Origin of the sequence: Alcaligenes sp. SJTW-7, from assembly GCF_047716895.1 — a bacterium.
Classification (GTDB): Bacteria; Pseudomonadota; Gammaproteobacteria; order Burkholderiales; family Burkholderiaceae_B; genus Alcaligenes; species Alcaligenes ammonioxydans.
In genome coordinates this window covers 3,055,857-3,072,525 of record NZ_CP136682.1, presented here as the reverse complement: position 1 = coordinate 3,072,525, position 16,669 = coordinate 3,055,857, and the positions used below count along the sequence as shown (strand labels likewise).

Here is a 16,669-nt window from a genome sequence, read left to right as displayed (position 1 = left end):
AGATAAGGATGGTTAAGAGTAGTCAGCTCACGCTATCGCCAAAGGCAAGGGACTGGTTTCACTGTGAGCCATCATGGTATCGATCAATTGACACAAAAGCCTGGTTTTCAAGGCTTGCGCATCGGGTTCATTCCACAAATTATGTTGTTCCAGCGGATCGGCGTGCAGGTCATACAGCTCGCCGATCTGTCCACCCTCATACAAGCTGATGCGATGCTGTGGCGTCACAAGTGAACGCAGTTTGGTGCGGATCGGGGTATTAAACAGTTTGCGCTGGTTTTCCTCTTCGATCAGCACGCCGCTGCGCCAGGTCTGGGCGTCATTGTGCATGAGTTTCAGCAAGGAGCGGCCCTGAATGCCGTTGTAAGGTAACTGGTTTGCACGCTCCAGCACGGTAGGCGCGATATCAATGGTAGAGCAGACCGCTGCACTGGTGCCTTGCGTTTGCGCAGCTCGGGGATCAAACCAGATAAAGGGACTGCGAATAATGCTTTGGTAGTGCAAGGGGCCCTTGAGCAATAACTGATGATCGCCCATGAAGTCACCATGATCGCTCATGAACATGACGATGGTGTTGTCCGCCTGTCCCGTATGCTCCAGATGGTCCAGAATGCGACCGATCTCGGCATCAATATGAGTGATGGAGCCATAATTCAGGGCGATGGCCTCCCGGGCCTCGCGCTCGGTGCAGGCAAACAGCGTAGGGGTATGTTTGACTGCCTTGCCTTCATCGCGCAATTGATGAAGCAGTTGCAGGTGGGCCGGCAAGGGGTGCGAGCCCAGGTGGAAGGAGTCGGGCAGGCTGACGTCTTCCGGCTTGTACATATCCCAGTACTGGCCATGGGGGGTGAAGGGATGATGTGGGTCGGGAAAGGAGCACTGAATGAAGAAAGGTTGCTGTTCCTGTGCATAGTGATCCAGCATGGCGCGGGTGCGCTCCCCAATCCAGGCCGTGGTGCTGTACTCTTCTGGCACGCGGGTGCGCCAGGCCTGTCCAATGCGGCTTAACGCATAGTCCGGGGTCGGGATGGCGTTTTCAGGGCCAGATAGGGCGGCGATGTCAGGGTGTTCGTTTTGCAGCCAGCGTCCATAGTCGCCCCAGACCTGATCGCCGTGATCGATAGCCAGATCTACGTGCTCGTAGCCGTAAAACGGCAGTTGCACACCGTGATCGGCGCGATCACGCCACCATTGCCCGCATTCCTGTCCGTAATCGTTGGTCGCTAAAGGTGCGCGTGCCTCGCCCCGGGTAGGGGGATCTTCCGGGCGTGGGTACAAGGGCGGAGTATCCGTTATATTTTGCAGATGTGCCTTGCCCACCAACGCGGTGCCCCAGCCGGCCTGGCGCAATACATCGACGAAGGTATTGGATTCCAGCGGCAGGGGAACGCCGTTGTGACGGGCCCCATGCAAGGAAGGCATGCGGCCCGTCATCAGCGAAGCACGATTGGGCATGCAAATGGGGGTGGCGACGTAAAATCGGTCAGCACGCCAGCCGCGGGCTGCCAATGCATCCAAATTGGGTGTTTTTATTTCTTTATTGCCATAACAAGCCAAATGGTCCGCGCGGAGTTGATCGGCGATGATCAGTAAAAAATTGGGTACGGATTGAGACATGCATTGCCTATTTTGTAGCTTTGGGTATACCCATTATGGAAGCTGTGGCCATAATGTTAAATTGAATAACTGGCAGGTATCTATACCCCTTTCATATAGGTAAGTCATGAGCTGGAGTGAACGCATTCGCTTGAAGCATTTGCAGGTTTTAATTCGTTTGTGTGAACAAAAAAGCATGAGCGATGTCGCCCGGCAATCCAATATGACTCAGCCTGCCTTGTCCAAATGGCTCAAGGATTTTGAGGACAATATAGGCATGCCCTTATTTGAGCGCCATGCGCGGGGTATTGAACCGTTGCCCGCTGCCTTGGCATTGGTTTCCCAGGCGCAGGGTGTGCTCAATCGCCTCGATCGCATGAATGCCACGCTGGAACAATACCGGCAGGGTTTTCGTCAGCAGTTCACGCTGGGTATTTCACCGATGGTGGCCGCAGTTTATTTGCCACAGTTATTGGTGTATTTGCACCAGCGTGATCCCCAGTGCCATATTCGCATTCAGGAGGGCACCCTGGATGTCTTGAGCCGCAATCTGGAACAGGGTGAGCTGGATCTGGTGATTGGCCGGGTGGATGAGGCCGGGCGCAATCCGGCAATGGCCTATTTGCCGCTAGGCATGGTGCCGTTGGGCGTGGCCGCCTGGCGCGAGCATCCGCTGGCCCAGCAAAAGGAGATTACCTGGGAGCAAACGCTGGACTATCCCTGGATACTGCCTCCTCGGAATAGCCCTATGCGACGCAGTTTCGAGTTGAGTCTGGATGCCAAGGGTCTGACTTATCCCACTTGTGCCATTGAATCGGCTTACGCACATACCAATGCACGTGTGGCGGTAGGCAGTGATTTTCTAGTCCCGATGACGCGCAGCATGGTGCCGGTCTACCCGGAACTGTGCATCCTGGAACTGGATTGGAGTGATCAGCGTTTGCACGGTCAGTTGGGCCTGTTGTGGCGCCCGCAGGATTCGGGCGAACCGATGTTGGAAGAAGTGATTAGCTGGATGAGTCAACAGGCGCAAGCAGCGTGAATGTAAAAGGGGTCGGCGCTGGCCGACCCTGAAAGAATTGACAGCTTGTTTTTTATATCCGTGTAACTAAAAATTGCCGTTATGTTACTTTGTTTCTTCTTGGCGAATTGATTGATGGGAACAGTTCTGAAAGGCTGGAAAAACTTGCAAGCAATCAGTATTAGCTCGGTGCGCGACACACTGAGCGGGAAGTATCATTCTCGTGACTTCATTCATGCCCGTATGGAGTATTTGCGCAGCCGGGTAGTTCTGGTCGGTTTGCTGTTCGCGTTGCTCACCCCGCTGTGGACCTTGATGGACTGGCTGGTTTTGCCCAGTTGGCCTGCTCACCTGATGGCAGTCCGTATCCTGAGCCTGGCGGGCCTGATCGCGTGTGTCTGGCTGGCCTTCCACGGCCATCAACGCATTACCCGTATTTATGTATTGAGTGGCCTGGTGTTTATTTTGCCAGCTTCCTTTTATGCATATATGTTGTTGACTCTGTCAGGGGCCGCGCATTATGTCGTGCTGGGGTATGGCTTTATCCCTTTTTTGCTGGTGGCCACGTTAAGTATTTTTCCGTTTACGCTGCTTGAATCCGCTTTGGTGGGGGGCGCCCTGATTGCCCTGCAGATTCTGGCCAGCGTCAGCTCGGGGACCTGGCTCAGCGCGAAAGGCTTGCAGGACCTCTGGCTCTTGAGCGCCTTGCTGGTGGTGGGCCTGACCGCCAATTACTTTCACCTTGGCTTGTTATTGCGGCTGTATCGACAAGCCACGCACGATACCTTGACCGGCTTGCTGAACCGGGGGGCGGTTAGCCGCCAACTGGGGCAGGGCCCGGTACAGGAGCGTTTGCATGTATTGATGGTGGACCTGGATCATTTCAAACAGATCAACGATACGCACGGCCATTCGGTAGGGGATGATGTCCTGACGCGCACTGCGGCTTTGTTCAAGGCGCATTTGGGAGCCCATGATCTGGCGGCCCGGTATGGTGGCGAAGAGTTTGTCTTGATTCTGGCTGGCCGCAGCGACGCGCAAGCCTTGAGCTTTGCCCATATTCTTTTGCAGCAGGTCCAGGCACAAACCTTTTATAACCACGACCGTGAGCCTTTTCAGATTACGGCCAGCCTAGGCTTGGCGCCGTGTCAGCCTGGGCAGGCCATTGAAGAGGCCTTAATGCGGGCTGACCAGCTTTTGTATCAGGCCAAGCGGGCGGGACGCAATCAGGTGGTGACCCAGGAATCGATCCCTACCGTCTTCTCATAAGACAAGCGGACCTGATGTGGTTCAGGTCCCGTTTTTCATGGCCGTGTTAGTAGTGCAAGGTCTGGGTGGTTTCACTGGCGCTGTCTATGTCTGATGCGCTGATGGCATCGCGCTTGCACTTGAACGAGGCAAACATGTCCAGCTGATCCGAGTAATGCGGATCGGCTTGCCCTTTGGGGTTGATAAAGCCGCTTTGTCCTGGCGGCATGATCGAGCACATACGCACCCCGCTTGGGTCCATTACGTACTGGAAGTGAGCGCTGCCGGTGTTCAGATACGGCGTCACACGATGCTCATAGGCTGGGTCAGACCACGGCACCCCGATCGCGTTGCGAGCTGCAAACAACATGGAAACTGCCGGGGCACGCCATTGTGCGGGCTGTGCGCCTTGCAACTTTTGCAAATGGACGACGGCCTTCTCCAACGCTTCCAGGACCAGCTCCGGGGCAGGGCGGCCCTGGAGAAAATCAATTGTTTGCGGGACACCGGCAGCCGGGCCCTGGATCGCATTCCAGATCAGTTTGGCCGCAGCGGCTGGCTGCGCGCTGCGCGGGTCATCCATGGCGGGATACAGGTTTTGCGTGTAGGTCTTGTAGATGCTGTCAGGCAAACGACCTTGCAGAAAGACGGGCACCGCGGCATGCATCCAGGCTTGCATGATGGCCGGGGCACTGCCTTCGTAGTGCTTGCCATCGTTGCTCACGTGCAGCTTGTAATCCCAGCCTTTCAATTGTTCGGCAGCTTGACGAGCCAAGGCACTGGCGTGGGGTAGTTGGGCCGCCTCCTGAATGAAGGGCACAAAGTAACGCGCATTCAGGTCAGAGCGAGCGCCCAGGGAATCGATACCCCAGATCTCTTCGTCGCTCAGGCGTTGTTTGGCTTGCAAAGGAGCCAGCAATTCCTGCACGCGGTCCACATAGGAAAAGTTGGAGTTGTCTGCCAGCAAGGCGCTATAGGCCTTGTTGTTCCAGCTGGCAATATAAGCTTGCTGCGGATTCAGGATTTTGGGGTTGTGGTCAAAGCTCAGAAAGCCCTGCCATTCCATGCTGCCATCGCCGGCGGCAGGGAACTGAATGGCCTGCCTGGCCGGGCGCTGGGGTAAAAGACCCAGTGCGGCGGCACCGATATTGTTTTTGGTATCCGCATAGAACCAGGTAATGGAGGCGCTGACGCGGGCAGCCTGGGCCATGAACTCTTCCCAGTTCCTGGCTTTGGCCGCATGAGCCCAGCCCAGCAGGGTTTCAATTTCCCGACCCTCCCAGCTGCGGCGGTTGGCGTAGGCGGTGTTGTTTTTCTGGTCCCAACTGCTGACATAGCCTTGAGCCGCACGGTATACATCCAGCATCACATCGTCTTGCCCGCGCACTTTGATACGCACCTGCTTGTGCTCCATGGGACGCCAGGCGTTGTTGTACCAGTAACGGTGCGGGTCGCCTTCTTTCAAGCGCAATTGGTAGACGTCGTTGGTGTCGAGCGAACCGACGGTAGAGCCCCAGGCAATTTGGCCATTGGTACCGAACAGGATAGCGGGCAGGGCAACGGCAGTGCTGCCTGTCAGATCGTAACCGGCTCCGTGCAGGCCAACGCTATAGGTAATGGACGGGGTGTACCAGCCTTGTTGAGGACCGTTGTACAGCACGGCATGACCATGAGTCGTCTTTGCGGGGCCCAGCAGCCAGGCATTGCTGGCCGTAGGCGTGCCAGCGGCCACGGTGGGACCCAGGGCCAGGGCTTGCTTATGCAGATAGTCTTGCGCCGCTTGCGAGGACAGGGCTTGCAAATGCCTGGGCAGATCGGCCAGCGCGGTCTTGACCTCGGGCTGGGGAATGATGGTGGGGGCGGTGGGGTCGTTCAGCCAGCGCAATTGCTTGTACAGTTGTTCGCCACGCTCCGCACCCTGATCAGCCTTCAGGGTTTCCAGCAGATTCAGATTGGCCACTTCTGCCGTCCCGGCAAAGAAGCGGTTCAGAATCAGGCCCACCCAAACCATGGCAATGTCTTCGGGCTGCCATTCGGTCGGCTCAAAGCCCTTATCCAGAAACTCCTTGGGCATCAAGGTATCTGGCTGGGCTTTCACCTCGCGCACGCGCTGGGTAAACCCGGCGGCATAGCCTTCAAACATGGCGCGATCCTCGTTGGACAGGGCGGCCAGTTGCTGGCGGATGGAGTCCGGGTCGATATTTGTGTGGGTGACTTTGTCCAGCTCCAGAAAGTCCGGTCCCAGCACTTCGGCTACCGTTCCCCAGCCCGAGCGCTTGGCAATTTCCATCTGGTACAGACGGTCAGTGGCCACTGCATAGGCATAGCCATAAAACAGGCCGTAGGTGCTGTCCGCATAAATATGCGGTGTGCCGTAGTGATCGCGTTTGATGGTGACACTGCGATCCGCAGGAGGCGTGGTGGCGCAGGCGGCCAGTAGCAGGCTGGTGGTCAGCAGACCCAGGCCTAGCCGGGATGGGAAGCGACGGGGGGAAGTCAACATCAGGTCTCCTCATGAGCTGCCTTGCAGGCGCACGTTTTTTTATATTCTGAGAATATAACGTCAAAATTCTTTAGGTATTGATATTTCCAGTTGAAGCTTTATAGAGGATTTCCCCAGTATCCGAAGACGGACAGGAACAGAAGTTGCTGGGTCACGGGTGTCTATTTTCCTGAGGGAGCCAAGTCATGGAACGCATTATCGCCGCGCAGTTCGATACTTTTGAGCAAGCCCAGCAAGTGGCCGGAATGCTGCGAACCCAGGGTGTGGAAGAGCGAGATAGGCAGATTTTCTATCTCAAGCCTGGAGGCCAGCATGCCCAATACCCGATTGGAGGCGACAGGACCCTGGACAAGGCGGCGCGTGGCGGCGGGCTGGGAGCCATGGTGGGCGGGGTGGTGGGGGCCGTGCTCGGCTTAGCGGTGGGTTGGTGGTTGCTTGGCATGACGGGCTGGCCACAGTTTGTGCTGATTGCCTTTCTGGCGCTGGGGGCGTATGTGGGTGCCATGGTGGGGGGAATTGTGAAACTGGGAGGCCGCAAACCTGTCCGAGAACCTTTGAACCGAGTCTCCGGAGTCATGCTGGCGGTGCGCCTGGGGCAGGCCGATGAGGCCGCGCTGGTGCGTCAGATGCAGCAGGGCGGTGGTTATGCCATCGAATGGGCGGATGGCACCTGGAGCGAGGGCCAATGGCAGGACTTCAATCCTACCCGTACCCCCCAACTCTATGATTTGCCTTCCGCGGGGCAAAATGTGCATGAGACACGCAGTGGATGAGATCGGGCCCAAACCGTGGCTGACGTGTCGGGTCGCCCCCCTCATCCCGGGTTTTTTAGCCGATTAATGCCCCATTGCCGGATATGATGGAGCAGTTTATGAAATCCATGATTCGGCGCGTGCAGGAACGAAGCGGGGTGCTAGTGTTGTAATCCTTGGGCTTATTGAGTGTAGTCACTGTATATCGGCAATTTCTCGAGCCTGGGGCAAACAGCTTTTTCTGCTCATTTTCTTCTCGGTTTCCTTGCTTTATCGGCTTTCTGCGTGGCTTGTTGTGTTTTATGTTTAAAGTGTTCAAGGGTATATCCCTAGGTCTTGGCCGATTTACTCGCAAAAATACCATGTGTACACTTTAAATCACTAAAACAAGACAAGTTGCTGAGTCGTGTTTCGCCTCACAAGCCCACGGAGAAGACAATGAACAAGACATTTGCAGGGGTAGCACTGGCAGGAACGATGATGTTGCAAACCTTGGGGAGCGCCGCTGTTGCCCAAGACGTGATCAAGATTGGGGAGCTGAACAGCTACAAGTCCCAGCCTGCATTTTTGGGGCCGTATCGAAACGGGATGGAGCTGGCGGTTGAGCAGATCAATCAGGCCGGGGGGATTCACGGCAAGCAGTTGCAGTTGATCATCAAGGATGACAATTCCAATCCCGGCGATGCAGTACGCGCTGCCGAGGAATTGATCTCGCGTGAGAAGGTGGATGTGCTGACCGGGACTTTCCTGTCCAATATCGGTCTGGCCATTACGGACTTTGCCAAGCACAAGAAAGTCTTTTTCCTGGCCAGTGAACCCCTGACGGACAAGATCGTCTGGGCCGATGGCAACCGCTACACATTCCGTCTGCGCAATTCCACCTACATGCAGGTGGCCATGCTCGTGCCCGAGGCGGTCAAGCTGAACAAGAAGCGTTGGGCGATTGTGTACCCCAACTACGAATACGGTCAGTCGGCTGTTGCCACCTTCAAGACCTTGATGAAAGAAGCCCAGCCCGATATCGAGTTTGTGGCCGAGCAGGCCACGCCGCTGGGCAAAGTGGATGCGGGTGCTGTGGTGCAGGCCTTGTCCGAGGCCAAGCCTGATGCCGTCTTTAATGTGCTTTTTGCCTCCGATCTGGCTCGTTTGGTACGGGCGGGCAATCAGCGTCAGTTTTTCAGCCCGGCCCTGCCCGTGGTCAGCATGTTGACCGGTGAGCCGGAATACCTTGACCCATTGGGCGAGGAAACCCCCGAGGGCTGGATCGTGACAGGCTACCCCTGGTATGCCATCGACACCCCTGAGCACAATGCGTTCCTGAAAGCCTATCAGGACAAATACAACGAGCACCCGCGCCTGGGCACCATTATTGGCTACAGCACCATTGTGTCGATTGCTGCCGGGATTGAAAAAGCCGGCTCTACGGACACAGAGGCCATGATCAAGGCCTTCCGTGGTCTGGATGTGATGACGCCTTTTGGCCCCATTACCTACCGCACGCAGGATCATCAGTCCACGCAAGGGGCGTATGTGGGTGTGCTGGCCAAGCAAGATGGCAAGGGCATCATGACCCATATCCGTTATGCCGATGGCAAAGATGTACAGCCTACGGATGAGCAGGTCAGCCAGTGGCGTCCTGCCGCGGCCAATCAATAATTCCAAGAACGCAGTATTTCGTAGATCGGCGCGCCGTCTGGCGCGCCACTTCTGACGCGAGGCAGTAATGGCCTTATCGGGTTTATGGGTGCAGTTCCTTAACGGACTGGCCGAGGCATCGTCTTTGTTTCTGGTGGCGGCAGGTTTATCCCTGATCTTTGGGGTGACACGCATTGTCAACTTTGCACATGGCTCCTTGTATATGCTGGGTATCTACCTGGCGTATTCCACGGTGCAATTTCTGGGCGGTTCAGCCCTGGGTTTCTGGGCCGGCCTGATTGTGGCGGCGCTGCTGGTGGGCGCCCTGGGGGCATTACTGGAAATCGTGCTGTTGCGGCGTATTTATAAAGCGCCCGAGTTGTTCCAGTTGCTGGCTACCTTTGCGTTGGTGCTGGTCATCAATGATGCGACTCTTGCCGTATGGGGACCGGAGGATCTGCTCGGGCCACTGGCCCCGGGCCTGACCGGTTCCATTTCCATTGCAGGACGCTTCTTTCCGGTTTATGACCTGGTGCTGATTGTGATCGGCCCGGTGGTGCTGGGCTTGCTGTGGTTGTTGCTGACCCGTACCCGCTGGGGCGTGCTGGTGCGTGCTGCCACGCATGACAGGCAAATGCTGGGCGCGCTGGGTGTCAATCAGGCCTGGCTGTTTACCGGCGTCTTTGCCCTGGGGGCTTTTCTGGCTGGTTTGGGGGGAGCCGTGCAGTTGCCGCGTCAGCCCGCCAATCTGTTGCTGGACTTGAGCGTGATCGGTGACGCCTTTGTGATTGTGGTGGTCGGAGGCATGGGCTCCATCCCCGGTGCTTACGTGGCGGCGTTGATCGTTGCTGAATTGAAGGCGCTGTGTATCGCTCTGGGTACAGTCACCATGTTTGGCGTGGATTTTGCCTTTCCCAAATTGACGCTGGTGGTGGAGTTTATTTTCATGGCCGTGGTGCTGGTGTTCCGGCCCTGGGGCTTGTTTGGTCGCGCCCAGGCGGTCAGCCGTAATTCGGCTCCGATTGAAGCTCCTTTGCGGGCCGGGAGCACGGCCTTCCAGATCATGGTGTTGCTGGTTCTGGTCGTGATGGCTGCCTTGCCCTTACTGAGCGACTGGTTCCCCTACGCGCCTGTGCTGGCCCTGGATATTCTGGTCTTGTCCCTGTTCTCCTTGAGCCTGCATTTCATGATGGGGCCAGGTGGGATGAACTCGTTTGGTCATGCCGCCTACTTTGGGCTGGGTGCCTATGCGGCGGCCCTGCTTTTCAAGGCCGCGGCCTTGTCCATGGGCTGGTCCCTGATCCTGGCTCCGGCCGTTGCGGGTCTGGGGGCGCTGGTTTTTGGCTGGTTCTGCGTGCGGCTGTCCGGGGTCTATCTGGCTATGCTGACCTTGGCCTTTGCGCAGATTGTGTGGTCAATCGTGTATCAGTGGGACAGTTTTACGGGCGGCTCCAACGGCGTGGTGGGCATCTGGCCGGCAGAGTGGTTGTCGGGTGATCGCTACTATTACTTCGCTTTGTTGTTGGTGGCGGTTGCCGCCTTCCTGCTGCGGCGTATTTTGTTCTCGCCCTTTGGCTATGCCATGCGTGCCAGCCGTGATTCGGCCTTGCGGGCCGAGGCGATCGGCATACCTGTCAAGCGGGTGCAGTGGTTGACCTTTATTCTTGCGGGCACATTTGCAGGGCTGGCCGGCGCCTTGTTCGTCTTCTCCAAAGGCAGCGTATCGCCCGAGGTGATTGCGGTGAACAAGTCGGTGGACGGCCTGGTCATGGTGTTGCTGGGCGGTTTGCAAACGCTGGTTGGCCCGGTGGTAGGCGCAGCGGTGTTTACCTTGTTGCAGGATTTCTTTCTGGGCGTCACGCAGTATTGGCGGGCCTTGTTCGGTGGCGTGATTTTGCTGCTGGTTCTGGCTTTCCCGCAGGGCATTGCTGGCTTTTTCAAGCGCTGGGCGCATCGTCCCGTGGCATCGGAGGCATCGTCATGAGTTTGTTGCAAGTACGGGGGCTGAAAAAAGCGTTTGGCGGCAATCTGGCCGTGGACGGTATCGAGTTCGATGTGCAGGCCGGCGAGTTTCTGGCCTTGATCGGGCCCAATGGCGCAGGCAAGACGACGACGTTCAATATGGTAGGGGGGCAGTTGACGCCCACAGCCGGGTCAGTGCGACTGGGCGACCAGGAACTGGTGGGGCTGGCGCCCCGCAAGATCGCGGCCATGGGCGTGGGTCGCACGTTTCAGATCGCGGCCACCTTTGCGTCCCTGACCGTGGTGGAGAACGTGCAGATGGCTTTGCTGGCGCATCAGAAAAAGCTCTTCTCTTTCTGGCGTCGGGCGGCTCAGTTCGAGCGTGCGCGAGCGTTGGACTTGTTAAATCAGGTGGGCATGCTGAGCCAGGCCGAGCGGCCCTGCAGCGAGCTGGCTTACGGGGATGTGAAGCGGGTGGAGTTGGCGATTGCGCTGGCCAATGATCCGCGTCTTTTGCTGATGGACGAACCCACAGCCGGCATGGCGCCCAAAGAGCGCAATGAGCTGATGCGTCTTACCAAGAAACTGGTGATCGAACGCAATATGGGCGTGCTGTTTACCGAACACAGCATGGACGTGGTGTTCGAGCACTCGGACCGCATGCTTGTGCTGGCTCGGGGGCGCCTGGTGGCACAAGGGGATGCAGACTATATCCGTCAGCATCCCAAGGTGCAGGAAGTGTATTTTGGTACAGGTAAAACATTCGAGAGCAAGGAGTCAGCATGACGCAGGCTGTGTGGGCCGGTTCTGAACGGGCTGGCGAAAATGGGGCGAACGGGCAAGCCCTGCTGCGTATTGAGGGCCTGAATGCCTGGTATGGCGCGGCGCATATTCTGTTTGACCTTGCCTTGACCGTGCAGCGGGGCGAAGTTGTTGCGCTGATGGGCCGTAACGGCGCGGGCAAGTCCACGACCTTGAAGTCCATCATGGGTTTGATGGAGCGAGCCAAAGGCCATATCGAGTTTATGGGTCAAGTCATCCACGATAAGCAGCCTTTCGAAATTGCACGTGCCGGCTTGGGTTTTGTGCCCGAAGATCGACGTATTTTTACTGACCTGAGCGTCACGGAGAACCTGGAGGTGGGCCGTCAGCCGGCTCGGCGCTGGCCGGATGGCTCGGCAGCTCCTCACTGGCAGCCCGAACGTTTGTACAGCCTGTTTCCCAATCTGGGCCAGATGCAAGACAGGCCTGGCGGACAAATGAGCGGGGGTGAGCAGCAAATGCTGACCGTGGCTCGGACCTTGATGGGTAATCCGTATCTGGTCTTGCTGGACGAACCTTCTGAAGGGGTGGCGCCTGTGATTGTGGAGCAGATGGTGAACATGATTCTGGAACTCAAGCAGGCCGGTGTCAGTATCTTGTTGTCCGAACAGAACCTGCACTTTGCCGAACTGGTTTCGGATCGGGCTTATGTGCTGGAAAAAGGGCAAATACGGTACAGTGGCACGATGCAGGAATTAAGCGCCAACGAGCAGGTGCGGCGCACTTACCTGTCTGTTTAAGGTCACGCTCCGATTAGGAGGGCGTACCGTTTCCAGGAGAACACCATGGCAGATGCACGTCCCCATCCTCAGGCAGTGATAGCCTTCTGGGTCGAATCAGGGCCAGAGAAATGGTTTCGCAAGTCCGATGACTTCGATCAGGAGTTTCGCGAACGATTTTTGGACTGGCATGAGCGTGCGGCCAAGGGCGAGCTGGACGATTGGGCGCAGACCGCAGAAGGGGCCTACGCCTTGCTGATCTTGCTGGACCAGTTCCCACGCAACGCCTTTCGGCACACTCCTCGCATGTATGCGACCGACGAAAAGGGTTTGGCGATTGCCAAGGAGATGGTGGCCAAGGGGCTGGATAAACACATTCCGGCAGAGCGTCGTGTGTTTTGCTACCTGCCGTATTCCCATGCCGAGAATCTGGCCGATCAGCAAGAGGCCGTGCGCCTGAATCAGGAAATTGGCCGTCCCTGGCTGGATCATGCCCAAGAGCATCTGGATGTGGTGGAGCGCTTTGGCCGCTTTCCGCATCGCAACTCGATTCTGGGGCGTACTACGACAGCGGAAGAACAAAAGTTTCTGGAGACTGGTGGTTTTTCGGGTTGATGGGTGCTGAGTCTGGGCTAGGCTGGGGTCTTGGTCTTGGTCTTGGTTTGGATTCGGGGCCTGATGCTGATTTGGGCTGGGCCTAGAACTGAGCCAGGATTGTGATTGGCGCTGGAGCTTAGGCTTGCTGGGAACACAAGTTTCGATTGTTGGCCCATGCTTTGACCCAAACCCAAACCCAAACCCAAACCCAAACCCAAACCCAAACCCAAACCCAAACCCAAATATCTACGTAAACTCAAGCTCCCGATCAATCCTTCAGCGTGCTGGTCGAGAGCCTGCCTTGAGAGTTCCTGGTTTTATCCAGTTTGACGGCAATGAGCCCAAAACAAAGGCGGCCAAGTGAAAGCTTGAAGCCGCCTTTGTTTCATCTGCCGTGTGTCTGAACACAATCGACGGACACGCCCTGTCTACAAGTGACCTTTCTGTTCTCGTATGGTCGCAATCTTGTCTTTTAATCCCGTCCAGGCCGGTTTGTCCGGTGCAAAACGCGCCCGCATATAGTTCAGCAGGTCTTCCATCTGCTCATCATTCATGCTGTTCTTGAAACCGGGCATGGAACCCAGGGTGGGCTGCGCCGGACGGGTAATGCCGTGCATCAGTACCTGAATCGTATTGTCGGGGTGCTCACTGTGCAGATTGCTGTTCAGGGCCAGAGACGGACGGGCGCCAAATAGTACCGGGCCACCTCGCGGGTCATGGCAAACTGCACAAGCGCCGTTGAACAGGTTTTCGCCCGGCATCACCATCACTTCCTGATTGCTGCGGCTGTTCTGCTCCAGTAATGCAGCCTGCGCAGCATGGGTTTGTTCCTGTTCAGGAGCGACCGGGTTCAGGCTGCTCAAGTAATGGGCCATGGCACGCACGTCCGACTCAGGCAGCTCAGCCAGTCCTGCGACTACCGGGCCCATGGGCCCGGCGGCCACGCCATGACGGGGGGAGTAGCCGGTGCGCAGGTATTGGTACAGCTCCTGTTCTGTCCAGGGGATGGGGGCTTTGGACAGGCTGTTGAGCGCAGGTGCCTCCCAGTTGTCCGCAAAACTGCCGGCCAGGAAATTCGCTTCACCGCTTTTTTCTGCGCCCAGCATATTGCGCGGACTATGGCAGGCGGCACAGTGTCCGCTGCTGTTGACCAGGTACGCCCCGCGGTTCCATTGCACGGTTTGCGTCGGGTCGGGCACATACGCATTGGGATCTCGATGAAACAGCAGATTCCAGCCCGCTACCAAAGGCCGCATATTCATGGGAAAAGGCAGTTTGGTTTCGGGTGGCTTGGCCTTGACCGGCTCTTGCGTCATCAAATAAGCGTAGAGCGACTGCATGTCCTCGTCGCTGATTTTGGCAAAGGCGGTGTAAGGAAAGGCCGGGTATAGATGACGGCCATCCTGATGGATGCCCTCGCGCATGGCGCGCTCAAAGGCTTTGTAGCTCCAGCTCCCAATGCCGGTTTCTTTGTCTGGGGTGATGTTGGTGGTGTAGATCGTTCCAAACGGGGTCTCCAGACCCAGGCCGCCCGCATTGGGCTTGCCGCCTTCAGCCGTGTGACAGACCATGCAGTCGCCCGCAATGGCAACCAGCCGCCCACGCTCGATGGCGCGCTCCGAAAAGATGGATGTATCCACGTGCCCTACTGGAGCAATGGCGGGCCGCCAGGGCAGGGCGCTCAGGATGGTGCCGGTTGCCACCGCGGCTAAGGCTCCCCACCAGGCTTTGCGTTTTTTACTGCTGGCGCTGGTGGTGGCCTGATAAGCCAGTGCCAGAGACTGTTCGTTAAAAGGAGCACTGGTCAGGCGGATGCCACTGGCATTGAAAATGGCATTGGCAATGGCGGCCGCAGCGGGTAGCTCCACGCCCTGATTCCAGGCCAAGGGCTGGCCGACGGCCGCTTCTCGTTTGACCAGTTGGACGGTAGGTTTGCCGGCAGATTTATCTATCGCTTCCGTGACAGGGGGCTTGCCGCTATGAGCACCGCTTTTGCCCAGATCCTGGTTCAGCAGTTGCTGCGCCCACCGCCCCAATCTGTCAGCCAGGGCAGGGGCCGATTCCGGTACTCGTTCCGGGTTGTCCTGTTCCGTACTGTCATGTCCAACGGTCAGCCTGTCTATGCTTAACGTCCCCTGGCGGGTGTCGACGCTCACGTCTACAGCCCACGCTGACCACTGCTCACGGGCTGCCTGTCCAGGGATGTGTTCCACAGTATGACTGTAGGCCAGCCCGCGACCTTTGCGTATCGGCCCCTGGTGAGCCGGCAGGGGTCCGGACCAATCTGACTGTTGCGCAACGCGTTGCAGCAATTCGCGCCCTTGCGGGCTGCGGACATGCTCCAGTCGTGCCTCCAAGGGATCCAGTCCCAACTGGTGGCAGGCCTGATCGAACTGTGACTCTTGGGCAAAGACGGTGGCCTGGGCCAGACTGTCGGGGTCACTGCTGGCGGCAGCGCCATCACTATTAGGAAGGGGGGCGGAAAAGTAGTCGCTTTGTACTGCCAGGCCACTGCTGGGCAAGCCTTGCTGGCCGCAAAGAATGGCGGCCAGGGAAGGACGCACACCGGACAAGGTGTTCAATTGCCAACGGCACGCCTGCAAGTGGGCAGTCAGATCGTTTGGCTCGGTGGCGCCTTGATAGACGCTCAGGCGAATGCTGGTTTCGCTTTGGCTGGCCCGAACTTGCACGGCCTGGGGGCGGCCAAAGGCCATGAGCGCTGCATCCATCGCGCAGTCGTAGGCATCGGCTTGATTGTCGGCCGTATCGTGCAGATGGATCTGCTCACTGGGCAGGCCGCTCAAGGCTTGCAGTTCTATCAGCAGAGCCGCGGGGCGCCGGGTGTGCGCCCAAACAAAAAGCTGCTTGTTGTGATAGCAAGCGCGGGCCCAGGCAGTATGCGGGTGCTCGAGGGCAGACTGCCACTCATAGCCTTGGTCGGGGGGACTAAGCGCGGACGCGCGGGCGTCATCCGCTGGCAGAGCGGCTTGGCTTGCCGCGACGGGCGTGACCCAGCGAGCATCCAGTAAGGCGGCGCCTTGTTGGGCCTGCTCGGCTTGAACAGCCAGCACGCCCAGGTAATTACCGATATGTACACAGTCCACGACACCGGGCACGTGCAGGGCGGCCTGTTTGTCGACGGTCTGTAATTCCGCACCCAGATACTGGCCGTTTTCGTAGGACCAGTAAGGAGGGCGCACAACAACGCCATGCAGCAAGCGGGTGTTACTGGGCAGCTCGGGCCACAGCGCTCGGGAAAAGTCCTGTACTGAATGACTCATTGCCGGGCCTTTGCAACACGCAGGGCGGCCTGCATGATCTCTACATGGGTGCCGCAACGGCACAGGTTATAGCGCAGTTCATCCCGAATCTGTGCTTCCGTGGCTTGCGGATTACGGTCCAGCAGAGCCTGGACAGTCATGACCATTCCATTGAGGCAATAGCCGCATTGTGCCGCCTGGCAATCAATGAATGCCTGCTGAACATCATTGGCTTGTCCGTTGTGGGTCAGGCCTTCCAGCGTGGTGATCTGGCGATTCTCCACCAGGCTGACGGGCACTACACAGGAGCGGGCGGCCACGCCGTCGACCAGAACGGTGCAAGCGCCGCACTCGCCCAGCCCGCAACCAAACTTGGGGCCGTTGAGCTCCAGATCGTTGCGCAGCACATAAAGCAGCGGGGTATCGGGTTCCACCTCGATGATGTGGGTCTCTTGATTGACCCGCAAAGTGTGCGGGCGAGTACAAGGGTTCATGGGTTTCACCTTGGGTAGATCGCACCTTGTTGTCGGACAGGATGGGCGGTGCTTTTATCA

12 protein-coding genes are annotated in these 16,669 nt (G+C 57.7%); 8 read left to right on the top strand and 4 right to left on the bottom strand.

The window, feature by feature from the left end:
• Positions 1 to 27 precede the first annotated feature (27 nt).
• Positions 28 to 1,617: a sulfatase gene (locus RSQ48_RS13930; protein WP_415301904.1), complete on the bottom strand. Its 1,590-nt coding sequence runs from the start codon at positions 1,615 to 1,617 to the stop codon at positions 28 to 30.
• Positions 1,618 to 1,723: 106 nt separating this feature from the next.
• Here RSQ48_RS13930 and RSQ48_RS13925 point away from each other — a divergent pair, with 106 nt between their 5' ends.
• Both RSQ48_RS13925 and RSQ48_RS13920 read left to right on the top strand, forming a co-directional pair.
• Positions 1,724 to 2,638, top strand: coding sequence for a LysR family transcriptional regulator (locus RSQ48_RS13925; RefSeq protein ID WP_003802247.1), 915 nt, complete (start codon positions 1,724 to 1,726; stop codon positions 2,636 to 2,638).
• 114 nt (positions 2,639 to 2,752) lie between these two features.
• On the top strand, positions 2,753 to 3,886 hold the full coding sequence (locus RSQ48_RS13920) for a GGDEF domain-containing protein (protein ID WP_131070874.1): 1,134 nt from the start codon (positions 2,753 to 2,755) through the stop codon (positions 3,884 to 3,886).
• 46 nt (positions 3,887 to 3,932) lie between these two features.
• On the opposite strand, the gene RSQ48_RS13915 is transcribed toward RSQ48_RS13920, so the two are convergent.
• Positions 3,933 to 6,368, bottom strand: coding sequence for a penicillin acylase family protein (locus tag RSQ48_RS13915; protein ID WP_415301903.1), 2,436 nt, complete (start codon positions 6,366 to 6,368; stop codon positions 3,933 to 3,935).
• A gap of 185 nt (positions 6,369 to 6,553) precedes the next feature.
• On the opposite strand from RSQ48_RS13915, the gene RSQ48_RS13910 reads away from it, so the two are divergent.
• The 6 genes from RSQ48_RS13910 (at position 6,554) to RSQ48_RS13885 (ending at position 12,873) form a co-directional block, all read left to right on the top strand.
• Positions 6,554 to 7,141 carry a hypothetical protein gene (locus tag RSQ48_RS13910; RefSeq protein ID WP_415301902.1) on the top strand — a complete coding sequence of 196 codons (588 nt, stop codon included), beginning with the start codon at positions 6,554 to 6,556 and terminating at the stop codon, positions 7,139 to 7,141.
• A 459-nt stretch (positions 7,142 to 7,600) separates the two neighbouring features.
• The gene (locus RSQ48_RS13905; protein WP_100214854.1) at positions 7,601 to 8,776 is read left to right on the top strand and encodes an ABC transporter substrate-binding protein; all 1,176 of its coding nucleotides are present in this window, start codon (positions 7,601 to 7,603) and stop codon (positions 8,774 to 8,776) included.
• A gap of 67 nt (positions 8,777 to 8,843) precedes the next feature.
• The gene (locus tag RSQ48_RS13900) at positions 8,844 to 10,739 is read left to right on the top strand and encodes an ABC transporter permease (protein WP_059318872.1); all 1,896 of its coding nucleotides are present in this window, start codon (positions 8,844 to 8,846) and stop codon (positions 10,737 to 10,739) included.
• A complete protein-coding gene (locus RSQ48_RS13895) occupies positions 10,736 to 11,503 on the top strand; it encodes an ABC transporter ATP-binding protein (protein ID WP_131070872.1) in 768 nt (255 codons plus the stop codon). The genes RSQ48_RS13900 and RSQ48_RS13895 overlap by 4 nt, the downstream gene beginning before the upstream one ends.
• Positions 11,500 to 12,279, top strand: coding sequence for an ABC transporter ATP-binding protein (locus tag RSQ48_RS13890; protein WP_003802260.1), 780 nt, complete (start codon positions 11,500 to 11,502; stop codon positions 12,277 to 12,279). The genes RSQ48_RS13895 and RSQ48_RS13890 overlap by 4 nt, the downstream gene beginning before the upstream one ends.
• A 45-nt stretch (positions 12,280 to 12,324) precedes the next feature.
• The gene (locus RSQ48_RS13885; RefSeq protein WP_003802262.1) at positions 12,325 to 12,873 is read left to right on the top strand and encodes a DUF924 family protein; all 549 of its coding nucleotides are present in this window, start codon (positions 12,325 to 12,327) and stop codon (positions 12,871 to 12,873) included.
• A gap of 410 nt (positions 12,874 to 13,283) precedes the next feature.
• Here RSQ48_RS13885 and RSQ48_RS13880 read toward each other — a convergent pair whose 3' ends face one another.
• Positions 13,284 to 16,136, bottom strand: coding sequence for a c-type cytochrome (locus RSQ48_RS13880; protein WP_415301901.1), 2,853 nt, complete (start codon positions 16,134 to 16,136; stop codon positions 13,284 to 13,286).
• Complete coding sequence (locus tag RSQ48_RS13875) at positions 16,133 to 16,609, bottom strand: (2Fe-2S)-binding protein (protein WP_003802266.1); 477 nt, start codon at positions 16,607 to 16,609, stop codon at positions 16,133 to 16,135. Before RSQ48_RS13875 ends, RSQ48_RS13880 begins: the two co-directional genes overlap by 4 nt.
• Positions 16,610 to 16,669 lie beyond the last annotated feature (60 nt).

Coding starts and splice junctions, on each gene's coding strand:
- RSQ48_RS13920 (WP_131070874.1), top strand. CDS start 2,753: ATGGGAACAGTTCTGAAAGGCTGGAAAAACTTGCAAGCAATCAGTATT.
- RSQ48_RS13895 (WP_131070872.1), top strand. CDS start 10,736: ATGAGTTTGTTGCAAGTACGGGGGCTGAAAAAAGCGTTTGGCGGCAAT.
- RSQ48_RS13880 (WP_415301901.1), bottom strand. CDS start 16,136: ATGAGTCATTCAGTACAGGACTTTTCCCGAGCGCTGTGGCCCGAGCTG.
- RSQ48_RS13930 (WP_415301904.1), bottom strand. CDS start 1,617: ATGTCTCAATCCGTACCCAATTTTTTACTGATCATCGCCGATCAACTC.
- RSQ48_RS13875 (WP_003802266.1), bottom strand. CDS start 16,609: ATGAACCCTTGTACTCGCCCGCACACTTTGCGGGTCAATCAAGAGACC.
- RSQ48_RS13890 (WP_003802260.1), top strand. CDS start 11,500: ATGACGCAGGCTGTGTGGGCCGGTTCTGAACGGGCTGGCGAAAATGGG.
- RSQ48_RS13915 (WP_415301903.1), bottom strand. CDS start 6,368: ATGTTGACTTCCCCCCGTCGCTTCCCATCCCGGCTAGGCCTGGGTCTG.
- RSQ48_RS13885 (WP_003802262.1), top strand. CDS start 12,325: ATGGCAGATGCACGTCCCCATCCTCAGGCAGTGATAGCCTTCTGGGTC.
- RSQ48_RS13925 (WP_003802247.1), top strand. CDS start 1,724: ATGAGCTGGAGTGAACGCATTCGCTTGAAGCATTTGCAGGTTTTAATT.
- RSQ48_RS13905 (WP_100214854.1), top strand. CDS start 7,601: ATGTTGCAAACCTTGGGGAGCGCCGCTGTTGCCCAAGACGTGATCAAG.
- RSQ48_RS13910 (WP_415301902.1), top strand. CDS start 6,554: ATGGAACGCATTATCGCCGCGCAGTTCGATACTTTTGAGCAAGCCCAG.
- RSQ48_RS13900 (WP_059318872.1), top strand. CDS start 8,844: ATGGCCTTATCGGGTTTATGGGTGCAGTTCCTTAACGGACTGGCCGAG.